The following is a 17,153-nucleotide window of genomic DNA, read 5'->3' as shown; positions in this document are numbered from 1 at the left end:
CAGCCCCTGACTGATAGAGGTTTTACTTCTTTTCCAGCGGATCCGGATATTCAATTCGCGCATGATAAATCCCGTTCAATGTAATCATCAGCGCATCTGCAATCTTGTCCAAATCCTTTAAAGTCAAATCACACTCATCCAGTTGTCCGTCATTCAAACGGTCTTTGATGATCTTTCGGATTACCGCTTCAATCCGGTTCGGCGTCGGCCGGCTCATGGAGCGAACAGCCGCTTCCACGGAATCACAAAGCATGATAATCGCAGCTTCCTTCGTCTGCGGCTTCGGACCCGGATAACGGAAATCATCCGCATTCAGGTTGTTGTTTTTGTCCATCTCCAACGCTTTGTTATAGAAATACCATAACACAGTCGTACCATGGTGCTGCTCACAAATGCTGCGGATCGGTTTTGGCAGCCGGTGCTGTTCCAACATTTCTACCCCGTCCCGTACATGAGACGTGATAATCAGATGTGACAAGCTGGGTGCCACTTTGTCATGCGGATTTTCCCGGCCATTCTGGTTTTCGATGAAGAACATGGGGCGTTTTGACTTCCCCACATCGTGAAAATAGCCCCCCACGCGGCAAAGCAGAGGATCTCCTCCCACCATCTCCGCCGCGGTTTCCGCCAGGTTACCGACAATCAAACTGTGGTGATACGTGCCCGGGGCTTCCATTAATAATTTTTTCAGCAGCGGATGATTCGGGTTCGACAATTCCAACAGGCTGATCGGTGTAAGAATCCCAAATAGACTTTCCAGAAACGGCAGCAGTCCAATAGTTAAAATACCTGACAACAAGCCGTTTACCAGCCCGAAGAGCAGCGCCTGCAAAAGTCCTTGCCATGTGAAGTTGGCAGAGGACAGGAGAGACTGAACTGTTGTAATCGCCAGCATGTTAACACCCGCGATGAGAAACGCGGCCCGCATGATCACCAGGCGATGTTTCACCCGAGCAACCGCAAATACTCCCGTCAGAGAAGAAATCATTCCGACAAACAGGTACTCGAATCTGAAGTCAAACGATAAGGCTGCGAATAGCGTAAAAATAACGGCGCCTACGATTGCCAAATAAGCGTCAAACAGAATGGTCAACAACATTGTACCCATTGCAAGCGGTGCCAAATACCCGATTGCTTGTACATTCAAAGGAGCACTCAATGAGACGATCTTCATTACAAAGGCGGTCAGAATGACGACCAGACTTAACAACAGCAGCAGGTTGTTGTTCCGCGACAGTTTTGTTTTTGCAATGAGGGAATATGCTTCGATGATCGCCAATGAAAAGGCTAAAAAAAACGCAAGCCCGAAGTAGATCTTATAGTTGGGTTGTTCCGCCAGAAGTTTTAAATCACGCAGCAGCCCCAGTTTCTCTGCAGTGATCAGTTCTCCATTTCGTATAATGAGATCCCCTTTAAGAATCCGAACTTCCGGTGTCTCGCGTTTCGCTTTCTCACGCTGTTCCTCAGTTTGTTTTACATCATAGACCATGTTGGGACGAAGCGATGACAGCACGAGATCTCGAACAATCAGCCGGGTGTCTTTTTCCAAATCGACCAGTTGGCTGTCCAAAACTGTCGGCGCCGCCGCCAATGATTCTTCATAGAACTCCTTGCGTAAAAATGAACTGATATAACGGTTTGTTTCGTTTTTGATGCGGGCCATCTCATTCGGGGAAACTGTTAAAAGCTTGCCCAGAATGTCCTCTTTCACGGGAATCGGGATTTTCTGCATCTCCCGGATTTTTTGTTCCCGAGTTAAGGATGCATCCGGCGCGAGTTTCTCCGCTGTCTCGAACAGTTTCGCAGTGTTGGCCAAAGCCTTTTCCTCAACTGTAGGATCCAGATAGTAACTCTTTGGAACCTTATTGATGGCTTCCTGTCTCTTTTTTTCGGTTTCAGCCGTGTTAATCGCATCAGTCGGCGCTTTTATATCTTCCTGCGCAATATCCCCAACTTTGTAGGTATAGCGAGGAGGTGTAACGTCCCCCAAGAAAAGGAAAAACAACATCAGAAACAGAACCGCGTAAATCGCGGCTCTCATTCCCTTGCTGCGCATCAGTTCCGGACTTAAAGTAATCTGACGTATGTTTTCCAATTTTAAACCCATTTTAAAACGACTCCTTACTTCCCGCTTTTGGGAGTTGCCACATTCTGTTCATCCTCCGCTGCATAAGCCGAGATGATTTTTTGGACCAGATGATGCCGGACAACATCTTGTTCGGTGAGGAAAACAAAGGAGATTTCCTTGATGTCTTTCAAGATTCGAAGTGCCTCATTGAGACCCGACAGTTTCCCACGCGGCAGGTCAATTTGAGTGATATCGCCCGTAATCACCATTTTGGATCCAAATCCCAGCCGTGTAAGGAACATTTTCATTTGCTCGGGTGTAGTATTCTGGGCTTCGTCCAGAATCACGAATGAGTCTTCCAGTGTACGGCCGCGCATATAGGCTAAAGGAGCCACCTCAATGATGCCGCGTTCCATTGATTTCTGTACATTTTCCAGCCCCATTACATCATACAACGCATCATATAAGGGCCGCAGATAGGGGTCCACTTTTTCCTGCAAATCACCGGGCAGAAAGCCAAGATTTTCTCCCGCCTCTACCGCCGGACGAGTCAGGATGATCTTTTTGACCATTCCTTTTTTCAAAGCCATGACAGCCATTACAACAGCCAAATACGTTTTACCCGTTCCGGCCGGTCCCACACCAAACACGATATCCTGTTTGCGTATTGCCTGGATATAAAAACGCTGTCCCAACGTCTTAACCCGAATCGGTTTTCCTTTTGTCGTGGTTGCAATTTCTTCCGTATACAGCTCCACAATTTCTTCGGCCGCACCAAGCTTTGCCATTTCAATCGCGTATACAATCTCCCGTTCCCCGATCGCAGTTCCCTTTCTCACCAATTGTACCAGAACGTCGAACAAATGCTGGAGTGTATCGACCTCATCTGCCGTTCCGGTGATTGAGATTTCTCCGCCTCTCACGACGAGTTTGGCGGAAAAATGTGCTTCGATATGTTTCAAGTTGACATCGTTTGGCCCAAAGATCTGAAGCGCCTCTTGGTTGGATTGCAGGGAAATTTTGCGGGTCACCGTATTCAATCGTTTCTCTCCTTCTTATAGAAAACTTGGCTTCCTATCGACCTAAAAAGGCTGAGGTTTCCCTATGTCTTCTATTACTTCAGTAAAAACTTCTACATCTAGCTTACCATGTTCGATTCGCACATGTAAAATATCTTGCGAGGTGATTCGCCCTTTTCCACCAATTCTCGCTGTCACATCGGCTTCCGCCTGCCTTAACGCCTCTTGTTTCGCTTCTGCCTCCGTGAAGGCAATCTTGTCATCTACCGTTTCCTTTACATCCACATGCCGGACTTTAACGGGAAAGGTGAAAGAACCGATATGAAACTCCTGATCCACCGCTTGTTCTTCAGAATTCGCATAGGGATTCTGGCCGTACCCCCAGACCTGAATCGGAAAGGAACCCAGGATGAAATACTTTTTCTTAAATGATTGCCCGGTGTATACTTTTCGTCCCTGTTCGAGCGGAATCTGCATTCGGGTTGTGTACCAAACCTTTGCCTCCACAATTCCCTTCGCATGAACGGCTGATCTTCCGTCTCCCAGACTTCCCGAGATGACGACCTCGCCCGGATTGACCAACTGGCCGGGTTGTACCTGCACGACCCCTTTTTCAGCCAGGACTCTTTCAATGACCCCTTTCTTGCCAGCGACAATGTGCTGTGGTTGATTGGGAGCCGGTTGAACGGGAGGAATTTTTTCCAAAACCTGAATGCGAACCTTGGTCCCCTCAACGCTCACCCCCACCCAAGACAGTTCGGGAACTTTGTCCAAAATTTCGGCTTGCAAAAGAGCCGTGTCAGGCAGCCTGCCAATCCATGCGCCTTTATGAATGCCTGTTGATTCCGCCGCAGCCAGAATTGTTTCGGGTGACAGCTTTTTGGTTCCGTCCACTTCAATCGACCACACCACTGAGGTTAATGCATACAGGAAACACAGGAATACAATGGAACCTGCCAGAAAGGTCTTTCTTCTCCAGGCACGCTGCCATAAGAACGGCAGGCCCGTCCGTTTTCCAAAGTGAATTTTGCTTTTCGTTTGCTTAAGCAAAGGCCGAAGGCGACGAACATCGCTCCGCAAGATCGTCATTTGGATAGAGCCGTTTGAACGATAGACAATATCGCGGATCCACAATCCTGCCTCATTCGCCAGATTCACCAGCAGCGGAAGACGATTTCCGGTGATGGTTACAACGACAAATCCCTTGTAGTAATCGAGCAGCAATCGACTGAACATCCTCGTACCCCCTACCCAAACTTAACCCCGTTAATTTCTCCTTCGATCAAGATTTCGCGTGGTTGAATGTATTTAATGACCAAACGCTTCCCCGTCACTTGAAGTTCACCCTTTGTATGAGACAGACGGATACGGGAATGATCGAATTCGAGAATCCCCGTGTGATTTTCGATAAACACCTGCAGTCCGCCAATGAGGGTGATACGCGGCACATCATAAATCGCATCTTTCGGAAGCTCTAACAAATTGGCAGCAAGATTCTGCAACCGTTCAAATGCTCGCACCCGGCTCACACCCTCCTTTTGCATCCTCTTAACACCATATGCGATAGAGATTGGACGTAGTACGGACGAGTCTGGGCAATAAAAAGCGGACGGTGCTGATGCCGTCCAGAGATACGCGTTGATGAAGCCGGTTTTTAAGAGTCCCTAATGGGTGGCAATAATAAATTGGGCCTGCTGCTCCAAGTCTTTCATAATCCGCATCAGAGCAAGTTGGCGTGCGGGTAACAGCACGGACTCCGGTTCGTCCAACAGATAAATCGGGCGATACAAAATTTAACCTACAGCTTCTTCTCCAGAATAATCTTTGCTTCGCCTTTGGCGTCCGTTAAGGTTCCAATAATGTCAAACCCGTGGCGAATGTTCAGAATCAGCATGTCTCTCCATTTATTCTTGGTATGGGTCCGCACGGAACGATACCCATTCCGCCTGCACCACTCATGCTGCCGACGCATCAGTTCGGAGGCAATTCCCTGCTTTCGAAACGATGGATCGACCCCGCCCAACCAACTGTAAAAATGACCTAGTTTCCGTTCATAGCCGATCTTGTAACCGACTACTAGTTGTTCTTTCAATGCAAGCAGTGTAAACAATCTACTTTTACTTTGCATTTCCTCAACTAAAAAAATCGGCCCTGCCAAAGACGGCGCCGTGCAGATCGAGGATTCCGCGCAGAATAGGCTCTTCAGGAATCCCTTCAAATTCCAGAAACCGCACCAAATTCACCCCTTCATTTTCCAGTATTCGTTCAAAACGGACAAAATGCCTAACGGGTAGGCATCTGTTCTGGTGCTGTTCCAAAGTTTGAGGTTTTGTACCGGGATCGCGGATCTATTTCTTCCACTCCGAAGTGCAAAATGTGTTTCATCTCTTCCCCCATCTGCTCTTCATACTGTACCCTTTGCGGGCACGGGGAGGGCCCAGAATCTCAGCCATGACTACGGCGCGAACCAGATCTCCTTTTTGGATTGAAAAAGGGGATTGGCGCCGTACAGGTCTGCCTACAGGATGCGTACCAATTCGATCGTAGGAACTTTGCCCGGAAAAAGCGCGTTCCGTATCCGAACTGGGTCTTGCCCGTTTTTCGTTCCGATACTCAGGTGCGGGTCGCACCGCTGTCGATACCCTGACTGTTTCATGGACCGTTTCATGCGGTTCGTCCAGTGTGGAATAAACTGTCTCATGCGGTTCTCGCAGTGTCGGAGATACCGGGTCTCTCGTTTCATATTCTGAGCGCCCTTCAGACATTGTTGGCGTCATTGCCTCACGCTCACGGCCCGTAATCGTCTCACCTGGCCGTCCGCTAGCCATAGGCGTACCTGTACGAGGCTGGACAGGTTGCTCCGTAATCGGCGGTTTAGCCGGCCACTGTCGATGACCACGCGGTCCAAGCGGTGTATCGTGCCGCCCGTCGGGAAGCTTGGGAAACCCTCTCTTCATCGCATTCCGAATTACGGCGATTGCAATCGCAGCAATCACCCAAATCATAAATCCCATTCGGATCACCTACTTCTTGTTGGAATCCTTGCCCGAGTCATCACCCATTTTTGAGATGGCATCCCGCATGTCGGTGTCAGCCATGATGTTTTGCAGATTCATGTAATCCATGACACCAAGCTTTCCTTGACGCAGGGCTTCCGCCATCGCTTTTGGAACTTCCGATTCGGCCTCGACCACTTTGGCACGCATCTCTTCCACAAACGCACGCATTTCCTGTTCTCTTGCGACCGCCATGGCACGACGCTCTTCCGCTTTTGCCTGAGCGATCCGTTTGTCTGCTTCCGCCTGGTCAGTTTGCAATTGCGCACCGATGTTTTTACCGACGTCCACGTCCGCGATATCGATCGACAGGATTTCAAATGCGGTGCCCGCGTCCAGACCTTTAGCCAATACAGTCTTGGAGATGGAATCCGGATTCTCCAACACATCTTTGTGATTGGCGGCAGAGCCAATCGTACTCACAACCCCTTCCCCGACACGGGCCAGAATCGTTTCTTCTCCGGCACCGCCCACGAGTCGGTCAATATTGGCTCGCACAGTAACTCTTGCCCGCACACGCACCTCAATGCCGTCTTTTGCAACCGCCGAAACGATCGGGGTCTCGATCACTCGCGGATTCACACTCATTTGCACCGCTTGCAGCACATCACGTCCAGCCAGATCAATCGCCGCCGCCCGTTCAAACCCAAGCGAAATATTCGCTCTCTCTGCGGCAATCAGCGCGTTAACCACACGGTCTACGTTGCCTCCCGCAAGATAATGGCTTTCCAACTGGTTGGTACCGATATTCAAACCCGCTTTGGTTGCCTTGATTTGAGGCTCCACAATACGTGCGGGAATTACACGACGAAGCCGCATACCGATCAAGTTGAAAATTGAAATCCTTACACCTGCAGCCCATGCGGAAATCCAGAGGGCAACCGGAATAAATGTAAACAGAATTGCCAAAACGATAATGCCCAGACCTATGAGAACCAAAAACCCGATAAACGCTTGATCCATTGATACTCCTCCTTTACGATTTGCGGCGAACCACAATGCGCACGCCTTCCACATGCACAACTACAATGCTCTCTCCGGCATTAATGAAATCTCCTTCTGAGACCACATCGTAACGTTGCTCGTTTATGACTGCTGTACCTGCCGGACGCAGCGGAGTGAGTGCGGTTCCTTCCTGGTACAGCAGATAGTTGTAACTTTTCGCCGGCACATAGCCTTCTTCTTTGGTGAACTGGTCTTTCAAAATCAGCTTGTTCCAAGCTCCGCGATGCCCGAAGTATTTAATCGTGATCCATGCAGCTATTCCGGCAAACACGAGTGAGACAAGGAAAGACTGCACCCCGTATTTCACATCATAAACGGCCACTCCCACGCTCGCTCCAATTGCCACTATTCCCGCTACTCCAAGTATACCAAAGGATGTCACAAACATCTCGATTACAAGCAAGAGCACACCCAACAGGAACAAGAAAAGAGATTCCCAGCCGGCAAAGCCCGCTATCATGTGCCCGAAGAAAAAGAGGGCAAAAGCGGCTGTGCCAATCACCCCCGGCAATGTCACTCCCGGAATCAGCAGTTCGATTACCAATCCTACGATGCCGATGATCAAGAGCACCGGAATTACGAAGGGATGGGTTACAAAGCGGGCCAATTTTTCCGCAAATGACATCTTATATTCGGCTGTCCGTGTGGAACTGTATCCGTAATGAGCCAACACATCTTCTTGTGTCTTGAAAATTCCATCGGCAATTTTTTGATCAACCGCTTGCTGGGCCGACAATGAAATCAGCTGCCCTTGCTTTTTCAAACCGGGAATGACCAGATTCACATCCACCATCCCGGCGGCAACCTCCCCGTTGCGTCCATTTGCTTCGGCCGCTGCCCGCATGTCAGATGCCCAGTAGGCAACGGTTTTCGGATCCGCTGTCTTCCCGTCGATCGTACGCGGTTCAGCCGCGCCGATTGTGCTTCCCGGTGCCATGGCAATATGTTTGGCATTTAAGGCGATGTACGCGCCAGCAGAGATTGCATTGTGCTCCACATAAGCAATCACGGGGATTTTGGACTCCCGGATCACCCTTCCAATGTCCAGAGCGGCGTTCACGCTTCCTCCGAGAGTATCGATTCGAAGCAGAATCGCCTTCGGCTGAATCCTGTCCGCCTCGTTAAATGCACGTTCAAGAGACTGGGCAAGACCTGTTTCAATTGTACTTTCGATATCAATCACATAGACGTCCGGAGCGGGCTTCGTTTCTGCAAATGCCTGAAAAGGGATCAACAGGAATGCGAAAATGAAGCTCATCAAGCTCACGATCCGAAGAAATCTCATTCGATTCTCATCCTCCTCTCTAAGTTTTTCTCGGTGGTCACAATGGTATATACGGACATCTCAGGAAAAGGTTTCGCTCACATGGATGTGGTTCGCCTCAAATTAAAAACCATGTGCAAATGCACATGGTTTGAGTTTGTTCATGAAAGGTGCGCCTGCACCAATTGATTTACCAGTTTTCCATCGGCGCGCCCCTGCACTTTCGGCATGAGAGCACCCATGACCTTGCCCATATCCTTCTTCGATTCAGCGCCTACTTCAGCAATCGTTGCAGCAACGATCTCGCGAAGTTCATCTTCACTCAATTGGGCGGGCAGGTAATCCTGCAATACGTTAATTTCCTGCTGCACTTGATCGACCAAATCGGAACGTCCGGCGTCTTGAAATGCTTGGAGGGAATCGCGCCGTTGCTTTAATTCACGATTTAGGACAGCGAGAATATCCTCATCTGTCAAAGTCTTTTTTTGGTCAATTTCAGCGTTTTTAATTGCTGTTCGAATCAAGCGAATGGTAGACAAACGAACTTTGTCCTTGTCCTTCATCGCCTGTTTCATGTCAGCATCTAAACGTTCAGCCAAGCCCACGAGACAACTGCCTCCTTAGTATTTCTTCTTTTTGCGAGCAGCCTCGGACTTTTTCTTCCGAGCAACGCTAGGTTTCTCGTAGTGCTTGCGTTTTTTAACTTCTGCAAGGATTCCATCTTTAGCAGTAGCACGCTTAAAACGGCGAAGTGCACTATCCAAAGATTCATTCTTGCGGACCCGAACTTCTGACACTTGATTTCCCTCCCTCCAACTTGCCACACACACATGCCGCTACCAGCATGATGAACGTCAAGAAAGTTTATCACGCCAAATTATACTGGATTCGGTGTAGCCAGTCAACTTACATCCAGTAACGAAATTGGGAGTACACCTCGATGATCAAAGATGGTAAAATGGATGTACCTCATTTGGCACTTCAGGGGGTGAATGAAATGCTGCAACTGGGACAAAAGATCGTGATCGTTAACGACTCGTTCGAACAAAATCTCCCCATAGGGGAGTATGGATATATTATTGGCCGGGAACGCAATTCTGACAGCGCTTTTGATTTTATTATTCGTGTGCCCTCAAAAGACCGGCATTATTATGTACCTGCGGCAGACATCGAATCGGAAGAGGTTTTGATCAAGCGGCAGGCGGAGGAAGTTGAAAGACAGGCATTGATTGATCACGCCCTGGCCACCGGCAACAAACAACTGTTTGAGGAATTGGTCGGGAAAAAGCACGACGAAAGCGATGCCACAAAAAATGATTATGTGAAGCCGGAAGAATTCATTCGCAAAGTCAACGTGAATGCATGGATCTGAAGAGGCTGTTCCAAAAGTCTAGAGTCGACTAAGGGCACAGCCCTTTTCTTTTTTGGAAAATGAAATCATAATATTAATTTCAAACTTCATACGATGGAAAATCAGGCTTTGTGAGTAAGCAATCGGGTATCTCGATCTCGGGTTCAGAATAGGCAAGTTTATTAAGAAAATAACAGGTTTCAAAGAAATGATGTTCCATAAAACGAAGCGTAGTTTTGTTGATTAATTCTTCTTTTTTATATAGTTGCACGAATTTTCTAATAAAATGATACAATGCGACGGTAGTATTTGCTACGTCTTTAAGAAAACGCCTGTAATAAGGATAATTTGGGCCGCTAAATCGTAAGTATCCTTTTAACAACTCATCTTGGAACGAATGGCCTTGAAAAGCCTGGATATATACGTCCGCTTCCTTTATCAATGCCAATTCCACTGGATCAAGCTGGCCCTTCATCAGCACCGCGTGCCCAAGTTGATCTTCCAGCCATAAATCAAGAAAGGCAGTGATCGGCTGCGGAGGTGGCTCTTTTCCTTCAACATAATAAGAAAGCAGGCGAAGATATTCTTCGTTCTCATGTGTGGTGCTGTTTAAAAAACCCGGGTGATATATTGATATTTACCTGATTTCGAATTCGTAAATTGAGCAGATTCCCTTCATATTGGTAGTATCCGGTCGCAAGAGGATGTATTTCCTTAGCAATCTGAATCATTTCAATAGAAGACGCAGGTAAATTTCGATCTAACCGGTTAAGTTTATTTCGTATAATTTGAAATGCAACATTATACCGCTGGGCAAGCTGAATCAACTTTTGTTCTTTAGAGGATAGAAAATCGGTCATCATATTAGAATGATCTTCTAACACCTCTACCCAAAATTGATGTTCATACCACGGAGTGATGATCATCGGAACTTTTTTAGGCATGAAGAGCATACCTCCTTAAGGTGAACCCCATTACTCGAGCTGTGACTGGCTGTTATTACGAATTTATATGTTTTTGCATGGAATGTTTATACCAAAAGGGACTGTCTCAAGGGAGTTTTTGTAGCGGGGTTACCAAAAGAGCAGTCGGGATGAGGGTTATTCTACGACTGCTCTCCGGTTTTGATCTACTGCCGCCTTTGTGCAGGACTTTGAGCAGGCAACCTTCACAGCTGATGCCTATTGGGTTTTAACCGGCCGTTGGTGAAGGCTCTAGCCGACAAGGAACTGGTTTTCCGTTCCAATCTGTACGTTATAACGGGTTTGAGTTAGTTACACCATGAGTTCTGCAAAAGCCGCTTGGTTTTCAAGAATCTTTACCAGCGGTTTGAAAATGGCGTCAATCAGATCACTCGGTCCAGGAATGTCCGGGTAAAAAACCAGAAGGATGGTCAGCAACCATCCCATCGTTGACAGTACTGCAAAAGTTGCCTTCTCTTTTTTTTCGTCCGGATTCATTCTAGGCCATTCATACAGAGTAATAGCAGCCACTACGAGGCTTACGCCCAATATAGCGCCCCATCTCATTTTTTCTTCACCTCTTTTTCGGGTATCCCTTGTGGAGTACTAGCCTTACCCGGTCTGCGTACACGCACCTGGGTATCAAATGTAACTTCCACCTGAGGAAAAATCTCATCCCAACGATCTTTTACCTTCTTCCATTCCTGGGGATATGTTCGGTGAAAAGCTTCTGCGAAACCTAGAATGTCTGCATTCTTCTCTTTCTGAACCTTCTGAAGGGCTAATTCCATTCGGTTGTCGAGATCTTTTTCCAATTCTTTTTCGAGCATCCCTATAAAATTCGGGTTGAGCAGATTCCAACGGCTTGCGTTTAGAATCACATCATCTTCCGATACGGCCTTTACGGTCAGCTTCCATTTTCCATCGTCAATGTGGGGAATGAGCTCCGTCCTGCTCCGAATCATCAGGGCAGAGATGCCCCCCTCTGCATCTTTGGGTGTTACCGTAATGTTGGCTTGTTTTATTTCATTTCTTAGCCAGAGTACTCCTCTCGTCACTGCGTCATCAATCTCTCCGATCATTTTATCCTTTTTAAAAATAGCGGTACGGTTGATATACGCAATCGTTTGCAGCTGTTTTTGACCTTTTTCCGGAGGCAATACGTCAATCATGGGAAGAGCCGCTGCACCGGCATCACCGCTCAACATGTCCATGAATTCGATAAAAGTTACCTTCATCAAGATTTGAGATTTTGCTAATTCCCGTAACACTTCCGCTGAGCTTCGTTCGAGAGGGGGAAGTAATGCCAATACATCCTTAGCGCTCCCCTTGCTGACGAAGACATAGGATTTCGGCCGGGGTTGCGGATGGCTTGCAAAAAATTCCAATTCATCTCGGACTCCTTGTTTCGCGAGCTTCTCCCCGATAACGATCGCCTTTGCGTGACCCCAAAAAACTTTACGGGGCAGTTTTTCTTGTAGGATGGCTAACGCATCTACAATGGTTCTTCCCTTTCCTGATCTGCTCAGGGTTTGTCTTCCCTCTCCTCCCCCTCCTCCGCCGCCCCCCATTCCCTGACCGCCACCGAAGGCTTTGGGAATGGATAATTGAACGGTCAGTTCGATCATCTTGTCTTGCGTTGTGTCAATTCCTACTCCCTCCACAAGGGCCAGATCGTTCAGTTCCGTTCGATCCCAACAACCGGTTAGGAACAGCATGTTTGTACACAATATAAGAAACAGAAGGAAGCTTTTCATCTTCGGTGTTCCTCCTTGTTATTGCCATCCCTTTTGCGTATGTAAGCCACGAGCAGGACGAACAGGGGGATCACCAATTGCACCGCTGTCAGATATAAAGATCCTGATGTGGCCAAAAAATAAGCCAATTCCGACTCATTCGAGGCCGTCCAAATCGCAAACTGTACCAATAGGATGCCAAGCGGAAAGACGACAGGGCGATAGTTAGAGAGATTGAGCCATTGGGCCGTTCCCAACGCAAGCGAATAATAAAACACGCAGATTTTGACAAACGCGCCTGCCACCCAAATGGCCATCACGATGGTTTCAAGATGCTCCAGAAAATCAGCGATGCTAATATAACGGGTTGCAGCCATCACCGGGTAGACCATCCGGGCTGCCCCTCCTCCAAAGACTAAAAGAACGGTGATATTGGTCAAAAACAGGGTCAGCATGACACCGAATACCGATATCATTCCCCATTTCATCCCTTTTTCACGATCCGTCAAAAACGGAAGCAAAAAAGACATCAGAATAAATTCGGTAAACCAGGCCTGAGGAGTGAGCGCTCCCCTGATCGAAGGCATGATCCCATTTTCCATGATGGGAAACATATGCTTCGTTCTGAAGTCAGGGAGGAGAAGGAGTATCACCGACAATAAAAGTAAGATCAGGATGGGAACAATCATTTCGGCGAGCCTTCCCAGTACTTCCACACCTGCTCGTACTGCAAAAGCACAAGCCAGGGTCATGGAACCCAGTACAACGATCATCGGAGTGCGGGAGAGAAACGCACTTACCACGAATTCGGTGTATTCTCGCAGGATGGCGCCAGTTACATGTAAATAAAAAAACAAAAAGATAAACCCAATCGCTTTTCCCGGAATCACACCTAGAATGTGCGCGGTATATTGGATGATCGTCTGTTTCGGATAGAGATTGTTTAGCTGAAAGGCGATATACACCGTAAGAAATCCCACGAGTGAAGCCCAAATGGGGGACATCCACATATCCCGCTTGGCATGTTCCATCGTGATGGCCGGCACGAAGAGAATAGCGGTAGCCATAATTGTTGGATACATCATGATCCCCATTTGCAAGGCCGATATTTTCCCTTTCTCCAGCATGTTTTCACCTCCGTTCTTTCCCCGTCGGATCCTCCCCGCGAATGGGATCAGGTTTTTGATCGGGAGCCTGCCGATATTTGTTATACTCTCCGGCTAAGTGAGGCCGCGTGTTCAGCATCCACCAGGGGGCCCGTATGAGCACATCTTTCATGTCTCGTCCTTTCATGGGCGCCATGGGGCTTAGATAAGGGACACCGAAGGACCGCAAGCTGCATAAGTGGGTGAGGATGAAAAGAATCCCCAGCATTACCCCGAGCAATCCCAACGTCCCCGACAGAATTATCATCGGAAAGCGCAGCATTCTTAGCGCAATCCCTGCCGCATAGCGCGGGATCGTAAAAGAGGCAATACCCGTAATCGCAACTACCATAACCATTGGAGCGGAGACGATTCCCGCTGCAACTGCTGCTTCTCCAATGACCAGGGCTCCGACGATGCTGACAGCCGCTCCTACTTGTTTGGGCAGTCTCACACCGGCTTCACGCAGCGCTTCGAAAGTGATTTCCATAAGCAACGCTTCCACAAGTGCCGGAAAAGGAATTCGTTCACGGGAAGCGGCCATACTAAGCAGCAGGGTCGTTGGCACCATCTCCTGGTGGTAGGTGAGGACCGCCACATAGAGGGACGGGAGCAGAAGGGACATCACAACGAATAAAAACCTCAACCAGCGGATTGTGGTCCCGATTAAAAACCGTTGGTAGTAATCTTCACTGGATTGAAGCAAGGAATAAAGGGTCGTTGGAGCAATCAAAGCAAAAGGAGTGCCATCCACGAGAATGACCACACGTCCTTCCAGCAAACTGGACGCCGCAACATCAGGCCGTTCGGTGTTCAGCACCTGAGGGAAAGGAGAATAAGGATTGTCTTCGATCATTTCCTCGATGTACCCGCTTTCCAATACTCCGTCCATATCGATTCGCTGTAACCGTCTGGTCACTTCTTCGATCAAGGTCTTATCCGCGATACCCTCAATGTAAGCAATAATGATCTCGGTCTGGGTGTAATTCCCTACTTTCAGGGATTTCATTTTTACTTGAGGACTTCTCAGCTTTCTTCGCAGCAGTGAGGCATTCACACCTAATGTTTCTGTAAACCCGTCACGAGCTCCTCTGACGACCGATTCAGCTGTTGGTTCTTCAATCGAACGCTTCTCCCACTTCGCCAATCCCAAAGCGAATCCGTGATTTTCGCGTTCAATGAGCATCACCGGGTTGCCGATGGACATTTGTTCCACACAATCGGCAAAGGTTTTGACTTCTTTTACCTTCGAAACGCTTAGTTTCTTTTTCAGCAGTTCATTCAAGCCGTTTGCTTTCCCTGCGGTTTCCTGCATGAGAGGAGCGAGCACATGGGCATCCATTTCCTCTATGTTAGACAGCCCTTCGATATAAATCAGACAGGCATCGATTTTACCGTTAATCAAAAAAGGACGGAAAACCACATCCGAACAATCCTCATAGATGGAACGAAGAACTTGAAGGTTTTCATTTAAATCAGTGGAAAGCTGGGCTTGCTGCTTTTCAATCGACTGTTCCATGTTCATTTTTATGCTCTTTCTAAAACGTTTACGGAAAAGCATAAAAATGCCTTCTTTCAACTGGCAGAAGTAAAGCTATGTAAAAAGGGGGTATAAACCTCATGATCGAATCTCCTGCTGAATCTTTTAACATTCATCATTTCCATTTAGGTATTCCGGTAAACTCTAACTTTTTTGTTGGATGTTGAAACAACAAGACCCCGTTCCTTTTTACTTAAGGCACGGGGTCAGATCACCGAATCTTGTTAGGGTAACTCTAATCTTACTTACTATCTTTAAGTTGTTATCGAGGAAGAATCCATAAGTTTATCGGCTGTTTGTGCGATATGATCAAAGGCTTTATGAAGTTCCTGTATGCTGGCCGAATGTTCTTCTGTAAAAGCAGCAATCTGCTGTACAGATTCATTGATTCGTTCAATCCCCGCCTGCAACTGCATCAGCTGATCTTGAATTTCTTTTGCCGAATTCTTGCTTTCTTCCGCCATTTTGCGGATTTTATCAGCCACAACCGAGAACCCGCGGCCATACTCACCCGCTCTGGCTGCTTCAATGGCTGCATTTAGGCCAAGCAAGTGCGATTGACTGGCAATCTCTTGCACAAATGTAAGGATGGAAGATATCTTGCGAATGTCTTCTGTCATAACCTCGGATTCACGTGATAGGTCCTGCAAACGGGAAGCCACGTCATCCGTTGCTTGTGAAACTTCTCCCGTCGTGGCTGCCATTTCTTCGACAACGGCCGATAATTCTGCAGCACCTGTCCGTAGTGTATACAGTTTTTGATTGGATACAACGGCACTAATCACGCCAATTTTCTCTTCATTATGAAAGATTGGGGTAGAGGTGGCAACATATGCAAAACCGAAAACCTCCGGTCCGCGTTCTTGTTGAAGCCGCTTACCAAGCGTGAAAGCCTGTTCGGTAACTGTTCCTCTTAATTTCTCAAGTGTTGTCCCTACCGGTATCTTGAAGTCTATGTTTTTGCCGGGCAAAGATGAAACTCTAAGCAGATATAAAAATGTTACTTAAGAGTTAGGGTAACATGGAAGACTTTTTATGAGAAGTAGTTTTCACATCCATTTTGTCACAAGCTGCACCACAATCGGACCAAGCAAAACTACAAACAACGTCGGGAACATGAAAAGGACCATCGGAATCATCATTTTCACCGGTGCTTTCATTGCTTGCTCTTTCGCCGCCTGGCGCCTTTGTTCGCGAATGCGGTGAGTCTGTGCACGCAATACTTTTGCCATCCCCATACCGAGCTGATCCGCCTGAATGAGTGCGCTCATCACGCTTCGAAACGCTTCTGACGGGACGCGGTCCCGAAGGTCGGAGAACGCTTCTCTTCTGGATTTCCCAAGCTTCATTTCATCCAACGTTCTCTGAAATTCGTCCGCCAAAGGCCCATTCATTCTTTTGCACACTTTTGAAATGGCAGCATCCAGTCCCATCCCTGCCTCGATCGACACATTCACCATATCAAAAAAATCGGGCATTTGCTTTTGAATGGCAATGGTTCGCTGTTTTCGTCTGGCGTTTAAATAATAATTCGGATACAGTACACCAAAAACTCCGGCAACCAGTGCCAGAACAAAAATTTTACCGAAATCCTTGGATACCGGAAGAAACAAAAGCAGGATCACAGAGAAAAAAACAGCTCCCAGAATCACCTGAAGCATTTTATAGTCGGCCGGTGTCAATTGAAAGGGATATCCGGCGTCACGAAGCTTCTTTTCCAAGGTCCTTGCGGTATGTGCAGACATTTTTCCAAATGTGTAGTTTCGAATTTTTTCCCACAGAGGCTTCAACACCCGCTCGCCGATAGGAGGAACCTTCGATTTTTCATCGTCCACGCCATTCAAAGGGGAATCTTCAGTCGGACGCCCGGCACCGTCAAACGTCAGGAGACGCGAAATCCGATTTTCCATCAAAATCCGGCTCTTGAACAACACTTGCAGAATCCCCGCCGTAACAAGCGTAAAAAAAAGGAAACTAGTAAGAACCAGCAGCAAGTTCTCCATTATG

Annotated in this window: 19 protein-coding genes and 1 pseudogene; 1 reads left to right on the top strand and 19 read right to left on the bottom strand. The window is 47.7% G+C overall.

Going from position 1 to position 17,153, the window contains the following annotated elements; all coding sequences use genetic code 11:
• Positions 1–22: 22 nt before the first annotated feature.
• The 11 genes and pseudogenes from ACFO8Q_RS11305 to rpsU form a co-directional block, all read right to left on the bottom strand.
• The gene (locus ACFO8Q_RS11305; RefSeq protein WP_380025878.1) at positions 23–2,107 is read right to left on the bottom strand and encodes an HD family phosphohydrolase; all 2,085 of its coding nucleotides are present in this window, start codon (positions 2,105–2,107) and stop codon (positions 23–25) included.
• Positions 2,108–2,121: 14 nt separating this feature from the next.
• Positions 2,122–3,108, bottom strand: a complete 987-nt coding sequence (locus ACFO8Q_RS11300; RefSeq protein WP_380025877.1) for a PhoH family protein — start codon at positions 3,106–3,108, stop codon at positions 2,122–2,124.
• Between the two features lie 42 nt (positions 3,109–3,150).
• Positions 3,151–4,323 (bottom strand): sporulation protein YqfD, encoded by a 1,173-nt coding sequence (yqfD, locus tag ACFO8Q_RS11295; RefSeq protein WP_380025876.1) that lies wholly within the window; start codon positions 4,321–4,323, stop codon positions 3,151–3,153.
• 11 nt (positions 4,324–4,334) lie between these two features.
• Positions 4,335–4,607: a sporulation protein YqfC gene (gene yqfC / locus ACFO8Q_RS11290; RefSeq protein ID WP_380025875.1), complete on the bottom strand. Its 273-nt coding sequence runs from the start codon at positions 4,605–4,607 to the stop codon at positions 4,335–4,337.
• Between the two features lie 147 nt (positions 4,608–4,754).
• Positions 4,755–4,871: pseudogene (locus ACFO8Q_RS11285) on the bottom strand (AAA family ATPase); the annotation flags it as partial.
• Positions 4,872–4,885: 14 nt separating this feature from the next.
• Entirely contained in the window at positions 4,886–5,215 is a 330-nt protein-coding gene (locus ACFO8Q_RS11280) for a GNAT family N-acetyltransferase (RefSeq protein WP_380025874.1), read from the bottom strand.
• Between the two features lie 253 nt (positions 5,216–5,468).
• The gene (locus ACFO8Q_RS11275; protein ID WP_380025873.1) at positions 5,469–6,101 is read right to left on the bottom strand and encodes a hypothetical protein; all 633 of its coding nucleotides are present in this window, start codon (positions 6,099–6,101) and stop codon (positions 5,469–5,471) included.
• Positions 6,102–6,110: 9 nt separating this feature from the next.
• On the bottom strand, positions 6,111–7,106 hold the full coding sequence (gene floA, locus ACFO8Q_RS11270) for a flotillin-like protein FloA (protein WP_380025872.1): 996 nt from the start codon (positions 7,104–7,106) through the stop codon (positions 6,111–6,113).
• A gap of 13 nt (positions 7,107–7,119) precedes the next feature.
• A complete protein-coding gene (locus tag ACFO8Q_RS11265; protein ID WP_380025871.1) occupies positions 7,120–8,433 on the bottom strand; it encodes an NfeD family protein in 1,314 nt (437 codons plus the stop codon).
• A 140-nt stretch (positions 8,434–8,573) separates the two neighbouring features.
• Positions 8,574–9,017: a GatB/YqeY domain-containing protein gene (locus tag ACFO8Q_RS11260; protein WP_380025870.1), complete on the bottom strand. Its 444-nt coding sequence runs from the start codon at positions 9,015–9,017 to the stop codon at positions 8,574–8,576.
• Positions 9,018–9,032: 15 nt separating this feature from the next.
• The gene (gene rpsU, locus ACFO8Q_RS11255) at positions 9,033–9,209 is read right to left on the bottom strand and encodes a 30S ribosomal protein S21 (RefSeq protein ID WP_096183414.1); all 177 of its coding nucleotides are present in this window, start codon (positions 9,207–9,209) and stop codon (positions 9,033–9,035) included.
• A 143-nt stretch (positions 9,210–9,352) separates the two neighbouring features.
• On the opposite strand from rpsU, the gene ACFO8Q_RS11250 reads away from it, so the two are divergent.
• Positions 9,353–9,784 (top strand): IDEAL domain-containing protein, encoded by a 432-nt coding sequence (locus ACFO8Q_RS11250; RefSeq protein ID WP_380025869.1) that lies wholly within the window; start codon positions 9,353–9,355, stop codon positions 9,782–9,784.
• A 79-nt stretch (positions 9,785–9,863) separates the two neighbouring features.
• Here ACFO8Q_RS11250 and ACFO8Q_RS11245 read toward each other — a convergent pair whose 3' ends face one another.
• From ACFO8Q_RS11245 to ACFO8Q_RS11210, 8 genes are all read right to left on the bottom strand, one after another.
• Entirely contained in the window at positions 9,864–10,268 is a 405-nt protein-coding gene (locus ACFO8Q_RS11245; protein ID WP_380025898.1) for a DUF2935 domain-containing protein, read from the bottom strand.
• Positions 10,269–10,356: 88 nt separating this feature from the next.
• Positions 10,357–10,707 carry a DUF2935 domain-containing protein gene (locus ACFO8Q_RS11240; protein ID WP_380025868.1) on the bottom strand — a complete coding sequence of 117 codons (351 nt, stop codon included), beginning with the start codon at positions 10,705–10,707 and terminating at the stop codon, positions 10,357–10,359.
• Positions 10,708–11,037: 330 nt separating this feature from the next.
• Positions 11,038–11,292, bottom strand: a complete 255-nt coding sequence (locus ACFO8Q_RS11235; RefSeq protein ID WP_380025867.1) for a hypothetical protein — start codon at positions 11,290–11,292, stop codon at positions 11,038–11,040.
• Entirely contained in the window at positions 11,289–12,482 is a 1,194-nt protein-coding gene (locus ACFO8Q_RS11230) for a Ger(x)C family spore germination protein (protein WP_380025866.1), read from the bottom strand. The genes ACFO8Q_RS11235 and ACFO8Q_RS11230 overlap by 4 nt, the downstream gene beginning before the upstream one ends.
• Entirely contained in the window at positions 12,479–13,588 is a 1,110-nt protein-coding gene (locus ACFO8Q_RS11225) for a GerAB/ArcD/ProY family transporter (RefSeq protein ID WP_380025865.1), read from the bottom strand. Before ACFO8Q_RS11225 ends, ACFO8Q_RS11230 begins: the two co-directional genes overlap by 4 nt.
• Before the next feature lie 4 nt (positions 13,589–13,592).
• A complete protein-coding gene (locus tag ACFO8Q_RS11220; protein WP_380025864.1) occupies positions 13,593–15,167 on the bottom strand; it encodes a spore germination protein in 1,575 nt (524 codons plus the stop codon).
• Positions 15,168–15,400: 233 nt separating this feature from the next.
• Positions 15,401–16,117, bottom strand: coding sequence for a methyl-accepting chemotaxis protein (locus ACFO8Q_RS11215; protein WP_380025863.1), 717 nt, complete (start codon positions 16,115–16,117; stop codon positions 15,401–15,403).
• A gap of 78 nt (positions 16,118–16,195) precedes the next feature.
• Positions 16,196–17,149, bottom strand: a complete 954-nt coding sequence (locus ACFO8Q_RS11210) for a type II secretion system F family protein (RefSeq protein WP_380025862.1) — start codon at positions 17,147–17,149, stop codon at positions 16,196–16,198.
• Positions 17,150–17,153: the final 4 nt, after the last annotated feature.

The sequence above is a fragment of the Effusibacillus consociatus genome (genome assembly GCF_042652925.1).
Taxonomy (GTDB): Bacteria; Bacillota; Bacilli; order Tumebacillales; family Effusibacillaceae; genus Effusibacillus; species Effusibacillus consociatus.
Note: the sequence above shows the minus strand (reverse complement) of the source record. Positions and strands in the feature narration are given on the sequence as shown.

Excerpts from the sequence above, each read along its gene's own strand:
- ACFO8Q_RS11275 (WP_380025873.1), bottom strand. The coding sequence starts at position 6,101 with ATGGGATTTATGATTTGGGTGATTGCTGCGATTGCAATCGCCGTAATT.
- ACFO8Q_RS11240 (WP_380025868.1), bottom strand. The coding sequence starts at position 10,707 with ATGCCTAAAAAAGTTCCGATGATCATCACTCCGTGGTATGAACATCAA.
- ACFO8Q_RS11210 (WP_380025862.1), bottom strand. The coding sequence starts at position 17,149 with ATGGAGAACTTGCTGCTGGTTCTTACTAGTTTCCTTTTTTTTACGCTT.
- ACFO8Q_RS11225 (WP_380025865.1), bottom strand. The coding sequence starts at position 13,588 with ATGCTGGAGAAAGGGAAAATATCGGCCTTGCAAATGGGGATCATGATG.
- ACFO8Q_RS11280 (WP_380025874.1), bottom strand. The coding sequence starts at position 5,215 with ATGCAAAGTAAAAGTAGATTGTTTACACTGCTTGCATTGAAAGAACAA.
- ACFO8Q_RS11235 (WP_380025867.1), bottom strand. The coding sequence starts at position 11,292 with ATGAGATGGGGCGCTATATTGGGCGTAAGCCTCGTAGTGGCTGCTATT.
- ACFO8Q_RS11305 (WP_380025878.1), bottom strand. The coding sequence starts at position 2,107 with ATGGGTTTAAAATTGGAAAACATACGTCAGATTACTTTAAGTCCGGAA.
- ACFO8Q_RS11230 (WP_380025866.1), bottom strand. The coding sequence starts at position 12,482 with ATGAAAAGCTTCCTTCTGTTTCTTATATTGTGTACAAACATGCTGTTC.
- ACFO8Q_RS11265 (WP_380025871.1), bottom strand. The coding sequence starts at position 8,433 with ATGAGATTTCTTCGGATCGTGAGCTTGATGAGCTTCATTTTCGCATTC.
- floA (WP_380025872.1), bottom strand. The coding sequence starts at position 7,106 with ATGGATCAAGCGTTTATCGGGTTTTTGGTTCTCATAGGTCTGGGCATT.
- ACFO8Q_RS11220 (WP_380025864.1), bottom strand. The coding sequence starts at position 15,167 with ATGCTTTTCCGTAAACGTTTTAGAAAGAGCATAAAAATGAACATGGAA.
- ACFO8Q_RS11250 (WP_380025869.1), top strand. The coding sequence starts at position 9,353 with ATGATCAAAGATGGTAAAATGGATGTACCTCATTTGGCACTTCAGGGG.
- yqfD (WP_380025876.1), bottom strand. The coding sequence starts at position 4,323 with ATGTTCAGTCGATTGCTGCTCGATTACTACAAGGGATTTGTCGTTGTA.